The 6,323-nt window shown below is 35.5% G+C and carries 6 protein-coding genes and 4 pseudogenes; 1 reads left to right on the top strand and 9 read right to left on the bottom strand.

Translation table 11 applies throughout. From position 1 onward, the window contains the following. Positions 1-681 (bottom strand): annotated as a pseudogene (locus LH47_RS14120) (RHS repeat protein); the annotation flags it as partial. A gap of 87 nt (positions 682-768) precedes the next feature. Between LH47_RS14120 and LH47_RS14115 the strand changes: the two are divergent. Further along, positions 769-981 (top strand): DUF3006 domain-containing protein, encoded by a 213-nt coding sequence (locus LH47_RS14115; RefSeq protein WP_043968568.1) that lies wholly within the window; start codon positions 769-771, stop codon positions 979-981. A 129-nt stretch (positions 982-1,110) separates the two neighbouring features. On the opposite strand, the gene LH47_RS14110 is transcribed toward LH47_RS14115, so the two are convergent. The 8 genes and pseudogenes from LH47_RS14110 to LH47_RS16990 form a co-directional block, all read right to left on the bottom strand. Further along, positions 1,111-1,431, bottom strand: a complete 321-nt coding sequence (locus LH47_RS14110) for a ribonuclease E inhibitor RraB (protein WP_006322705.1) — start codon at positions 1,429-1,431, stop codon at positions 1,111-1,113. A 19-nt stretch (positions 1,432-1,450) separates the two neighbouring features. Next, positions 1,451-2,317 carry a leucine-rich repeat domain-containing protein gene (locus tag LH47_RS14105; protein ID WP_043968566.1) on the bottom strand — a complete coding sequence of 289 codons (867 nt, stop codon included), beginning with the start codon at positions 2,315-2,317 and terminating at the stop codon, positions 1,451-1,453. Between the two features lie 427 nt (positions 2,318-2,744). Next, entirely contained in the window at positions 2,745-3,068 is a 324-nt protein-coding gene (locus LH47_RS14100) for a hypothetical protein (RefSeq protein ID WP_006324135.1), read from the bottom strand. Between the two features lie 434 nt (positions 3,069-3,502). Next, positions 3,503-3,946: a DUF4304 domain-containing protein gene (locus LH47_RS14095; RefSeq protein ID WP_011230501.1), complete on the bottom strand. Its 444-nt coding sequence runs from the start codon at positions 3,944-3,946 to the stop codon at positions 3,503-3,505. A 13-nt stretch (positions 3,947-3,959) separates the two neighbouring features. Further along, positions 3,960-4,673 (bottom strand): annotated as a pseudogene (locus tag LH47_RS15685) (RHS repeat-associated core domain-containing protein); the annotation flags it as partial. Between the two features lie 238 nt (positions 4,674-4,911). Beyond that, the gene (locus LH47_RS14085; RefSeq protein WP_006324135.1) at positions 4,912-5,235 is read right to left on the bottom strand and encodes a hypothetical protein; all 324 of its coding nucleotides are present in this window, start codon (positions 5,233-5,235) and stop codon (positions 4,912-4,914) included. A gap of 2 nt (positions 5,236-5,237) precedes the next feature. Further along, positions 5,238-5,426: pseudogene (locus LH47_RS17265) on the bottom strand (GH-E family nuclease); the annotation flags it as partial. 183 nt (positions 5,427-5,609) lie between these two features. Further along, positions 5,610-6,323, bottom strand: a pseudogene (locus tag LH47_RS16990) (RHS repeat-associated core domain-containing protein); the annotation flags it as partial.

Raw genomic sequence — 6,323 nt, 5'->3', positions numbered from 1 at the left:
GTCATAGGAATACTCGATGTTCGTACCATCTGGAAGTTGTTCTTCCACTAATTGGTCTAACTCATCATAACGATAGACCACTGTTTCCCCAGTTGGGTATTCGATCTTTGTACGATTTCCATTTTCATCATAATGATACGTTTCGGATAAAATTTCTTTTCCGTCCGCCGTACCGATCGAAACGCTTTCCACTAAGCCGCGGTCATCATACGTAAAGGTCGAACCGGCCCCATTTCCTGTCGTGAAGGTGCGAACGTTTCCTCTCTCGTCATAGTCAAAGCGGTACGTATACGTTCCATCTTGGACGACCGTATTTTGATCCAATGCATTGTATTGGTAATTGATCGTTTGACTAAAGGACCCATGAGAGAACATGAACTGCTGTAATTTATCCGATGTCGTCGGATAGGTCCACTTTTGTAATCCTCCGTGTTCGGATTGTTCAATGACACGATTCGCGGAATCAAATTTTCTTGTCTTGGTCGTACCGTCTTTTAAATATTGTACAGAAAGTTCGTTTCCGTTTTTGTCGTAACTAAATTCGTAATACGGAACGTTGTTGTAAGAAATCGTTTTGACCCTTTCCGTTCCGTCATACGTCCATTGAATCGTGTTTCCTTTCGGTAAAACCGTTTTGATTTTATTTCCGTTGGCATCATATTCATTCGTTGTCACATCATTCGTTACTGTCTATAGAACAGACCAAAAAGGAACGATTGTTTTCACGAGCAACGGTTCTAAACTTTCAGTGAAAACGGAGAAGCGATAATGAAAAAGGTAAAAGGAATTATTGATCGTTTCGAGGATGATATTGCAGTAGTTGAGATTAACGGAAAAACTCAAGACTTTCCGAAGTCCATCTTTCCAAAAGAAGCTGAGGTAGGAGATGTTGTCATTATTGAAGTTGTAGTTGATAAAAAAGAAACGGAAAAACTTCGAAAAGAAATTGAAGAGCTTATGAACGAAGTATGGGAAGATTAAAGCCCCTCTCGAATGAGAAGGGCTTTTATTCAATCAATTTCTTCCCAGCAATCGAAGCTCACTGCAATGGTCCACATCATTTTCCTTGCACGTATATAGCGCTTTTTCATCCCCTTCGAAAAAGGCTACTCATTCAACTAATGTCCCCCATCCATCACAATAACCATTAAAAGGCTTGCTTAACTTATTGAGCTCCTTTTGAAAACTTACAATTTCATCATAATCTAAATACATCTCTTTCGTTACACAGCATACCCATTCTTTAGTTTCTGGATCCTCTTCAATGGTAAACATAAAATTTCGCTCTTCAAGCTCACGACCTAGCTCAAAAGCATCTTTTTCATTTTCTAAAACAATAAAAAAATCTAATTGATGCTTTTTATTAAAATCAACGCCATTTTTATATAATAGTTCCAACGTTTGCCCGTCTTCGTCTTTAGGAAATCTCATCAAAAATTCTCCTCCCTTGTTATTCGCCAATGATTGAATTAAAATCTTTTAATTTATGCGAGTAATGTTTCTTTTGTGTAAAATATACGTATTCAATCCCTTGACAGTAACTTAAATCACCATCCACTACGTTACATTCGACAAAAGCTAAATGTTTTAAATGTTTTAAATTTTTAACAAAACTGAGTGAAGGAATATCGCCAACTTTATCCAGTATCAACTTTTTTAATTTTCTTAACTCTTTTATACACTCGAAGCTTTTAATTTTTTTACAAGACTGTATTTCCAAGTACTCTAACTCGCGAAGAAATTTAATACTATCTATATCAGCTAATCCGCGGATATAATTTAGCTGAAGATTTTTTAAACTCTTCAGTTCTTCAATTCCTTTCAAAGTTTCGATGTTTCCATGTGTAAGAATAAGCGTTTCTAATTGAGATAAACCCGCTAAATCCCCAAGATCTTTATTTTTAGAACTAAACCTAAACAGCTGTAATTCCTTCAAGTTTTTTAAAAAACGTAGCCCTTCCATTTTCGGCTGCCAATCAACGTATAAGGTTTGCAGGGTGGAAAGTTTTTCAAAATTCAAATCAATCTTACTCTCGGTTTCATCTAACGCTAAAATTTTTAAATTTTTGATTGAATAGAGCCCCGAGTAGTCTTGAAGATTATAATGGCGAATATAAACCTCTTCAACATTCGGGCATTTTTCTAGAAAATCAATATCTTGGTAGTGATAACTGCCATCCCTTATATTTATTCTCTTGATATCATAACGATTAATGATGTCAATACATAAATCTAATTTTTCAGATTTTACTGTAATTATATTCCCTGTCGGTTCTTCTTTGATTTTAATTCCGTCTATTTCAATCATCTTATACATAACTCCTCCTAAAACATAGGTATAAGTTAAGACAATGAGCGTCTTCCATCAAGAATTGAATGGAAAGACGCTTTTGTCAAACTATTTTTAAACACACTTTTTACTTATTTTTCAATATTCTCCATAATAATTATAATACTTCTTTCTTCTAGGACTATGAATTTTATTATATAACTCTCCCCCTTGTTTAAACTTGTATTTCATCATCAGCTTATACTCTCTGATAAACGCTTCATCATCTGATCTAGCAGGTCTCCAAGCTCTGTATATTACTTTATCTCCGTACTTCTTTGCTTTAGATCTTGCAGAATATTTTGCGCGTTTATAACTGCCTTTACCAATATACCTATAGCCACTACGGAATTTAATTACATAAGTACCTGTTCCTTTCTTAAATCATGAGATAGCCCATATTACAGCTGTTTTTTTAAACATAATTTCCATGTTCGTCTATTCCTATTGGATAATATGGCATTTTTTCAATAATTCTAAATAGTTCCTCATGTTCACCTGACAACCAATCAACACAAAAATCTTTTGGGTTTACATAATATTCATTTTCCTCATTATCGTTTAACTTGTCACACTCAAACCAATATTTCCTAAATACGGCAATTACTCTTCCGCTAATACTTAATTCGTATTCATATCTTTCTTTGTCAAGATTCGGATCTAAAAATTCCTTTTCTTCTTCAATTGCCTCTTTTAATTCTTTTACATATTTTTGAAAAAGTATTTCATAGTCGTTCATTATCATGGCCTCCATTCACCAGGATAATATCTTTCCTGTTTACTACGATTGTTTTCTGCAACTAAAAATTTAAGCGAAATGCAATGAAAAAGTTTAGCACCCTATGTTCCATAAAAGTAAATATAATCCATATATCAATATAAATTATCTTACCCTATAAGGCTTGACATGGAGCCTCTGCGTGCATAGATTCTTTTGCGAAGGCCGCAGCACAAAAGGAGTTCGCAGAGGCAACCAGCCTACCATGCACGCCACTCCATGTAAAGCCGTGTCTCTGAAATTATATTTTGTGAGAAAACTGACCTGTTTTGTTTCCAATTTAGTGCTTAATTTTTATCTTGCATTTTGCTAAAGTTTTATTTTGCATTAAACAATTCGGCACTACGCTCCCAAACCAAAATAGCCATAGAGGAGATCTCCCCTATGGCTAAATCTTATTCATCTATACCTAAATATTGTTTCGCATTAATTGTTGTTTGGTATAAGAGAACGGGTTTCTTCTTTAATAGTTCTTTAAGACCTTCGAGTTCTAATGATGGATTTATTATTTCTGAAATGTTCGCTTCTAATGATGAAACAATAACACTACTTTCATTTATTCTGTCAAGGTCAAGACAGTCAACTTCCTTACCTTCAACTTTGAAATAGAACCTACATCTAATATCACCGTCAACATCTCGTGGAAGCTCTAGCCCTTTATTTATTTCCTTAATCACTATACCTACATTTACATAATAACAATTAGAGTAATTTGATTTCTGCAATCCAAGGCAACATATTACCTCAGGACTTTCCTTATAATAATATTTGCCTTTTTTCGAGAAACCGTTTGCTAATAAACAGTCATTGACAATCTTTTTAAACTCTTTCCTTTCCATCGCCTCTACCTCCTCAATAAACTTCTAATACTGTTCTCCAGCCTTTACCATAAATTTTTTCAACTTCTTTTTTATAAGCTTTTAATTGTTTTAGGCCTTTTTTTATTGCTCGTGGGTTATTTGGTTTAAGTTCATATATAATTTTCTTCTCGAAATCAATAAAATCAATTCTTTTTCCACTTGGTAAACGAAATTCCTTTTCTCTTACCCCTTTAAGTACCTTATTAGCTTTATATGATTTATGCATTTGTCGTCCTAATTTTAAATTTGACTTTGTATATCGTTTAGCAGCTTTCTTAACGGTTCGTTTTACTGCTTTTTTTATTAAGGATTTAGCTACTTTTTTAGCAACAATCCTTCCACCAACGGAGACCAAGATAATTATATAAGGATTCTCTCCATCTGGGTCGGTTAACATCACTGGGTTGTTGTTCGCATACGCATACCCATTCTGCGTGAGGATATCGTCCGCATCCCCTGGGTCTGGGTCTAGAGATAGGAATACGCCATGCTCCGGATAGTAGTACCGGGCAATCAGGTAATAGAGACCCGTTTCGTTGTCATATTGGTATCCTGCGTATCGATATGGGTTTTCGTCCTCTAAGTCGCCAGATTGGGAAAGAATGTTCCCCCACGCATCGTATTGGTAACGGGCCACGATGTTTCCTTGCGCATCCGTTAGGGCGATGACATCGCCATGGGCGTTATAGTGGTAAAAATACATGGAAGTACTTTTTTGTGATGAGAAACTATATAAGTTGCAATTTTGTTTTACATGGCATTGTTCGCTCTTCTTGTCACCGTGCCAGCTTGTCAGGTGATAAAGACGGGACATGGAGATCGGAAATTCTTTATTACAACCTATATACCTAAATTTTTTCTTTGTTTTCTATTCATTTTTTTTCACATAAAAATAAAAAGACTATCTCATAAATCATGAGATAGCCCATATTACAGCTGTTTTTTTAAACATAATTTCCATGTTCGTCTATTCCTATTGGATAATATGGCATTTTTTCAATAATTCTAAATAGCTCCTCATGTTCACCTGACAACCAATCAACACAAAAATCTTTTGGATTTACATAGTATTCATTTTCCTCATTATCGTTTAACTTGTCACACTCAAACCAATATTTCCTAAATACGGCAATTACTCTTCCGCTAATACTTAATTCGTATTCATATCTCTCTTTGTCAAGATTCGGATCTAAAAATTCCTTTTCTTCTTCAATTGCCTCTTTTAATTCTTTTACATATTTTTGAAAAAGTATTTCATAGTCGTTCATTATCATGGCCTCCATTCATCAGGATAATATCTTTCCTGTTTACTACGATTACATCTTTGACAAGCAGTTTTTAGATATTTTGGATTATTGGCATATTTTATACGTGCCTTTCTAGACATGGCATACCCTTTCTTATAATAATGCTGCTTTAATGATGGATTATGATCGATCTCTAGTTTACCCCCTTTTCTACCACAATACTGACAAGTATAATTATCTCTCTTTAAAACTGCATCTCTTACACTCTTTCTAGTACCATTTCCGTAATGTTTTTTACGATTGTAAATTCCTTTATTTACCTTTATTTTTTTAGGTATTTTCTTTTTAATAACCTTTTTAACAACATACTTAGTACCTACTCTAACAATAACATAAGCAGCAACTATAAGGTAAGGATTACGCCCATCACTATCCGTTAGCATTACAGGATTATTACTTACGTAATTATAGCCATTTTGAGTTAAAACATCATCTTCATCCCCTGGGTCTGGATCCAAAGAAAGGAACACGCCATGCGTTGGATGATAGTATCGGGCAATCAGGTAGTATAGACCCGTTTCGTTGTCATATTGGTACCCCGCATATCGGTATGGGTTTTCGTCCGCCAAGGCACCGGATTGGGAAAGAATGTTCCCCCACGCATCGTATTGATAGCGGGCAACAATGTTTCCTTGTTCATCCGTCAGGGCGATGACATCCCCATGCGCGTTATAGTGGTAAAAAATACGTCGCATTGCCTTTTTTCATGGTAAGGAGTTGCCCGTTTTCTCCGTATATATATGATCTTACCACATTTCCATCCGCATCGGTTTCATACAGAACGTTTAGGCTATCCCCTTGGTAATGGTAGTTCGTAATGACGCCATTTACATTCTTTTGGATGCGCCGGCCGTCTTCATCATATTTGTACGTCACAAAAGGAGTGCTTTCTCCTTTTCTCGTAATAGAAACCAATTGGTCCGCTTCGTTCCATTCGTATTGATATTTTCCATCTTCGAGACGGTTGCCGTTGGCATCATATGTGATCGATTCGTTTCCAAAACGAATGAGCTGATTGGCAGCGTTATAATCGGCATTGGTCGTCGTCG

The sequence above is a fragment of the Anoxybacillus thermarum genome (assembly GCF_000836725.1).
GTDB classification, from domain to species: domain Bacteria; phylum Bacillota; class Bacilli; order Bacillales; family Anoxybacillaceae; genus Anoxybacillus; species Anoxybacillus thermarum.
The sequence above is the reverse complement of the archived record's forward strand: the minus strand, read 5'-3'. Positions and strand labels throughout refer to the sequence as shown.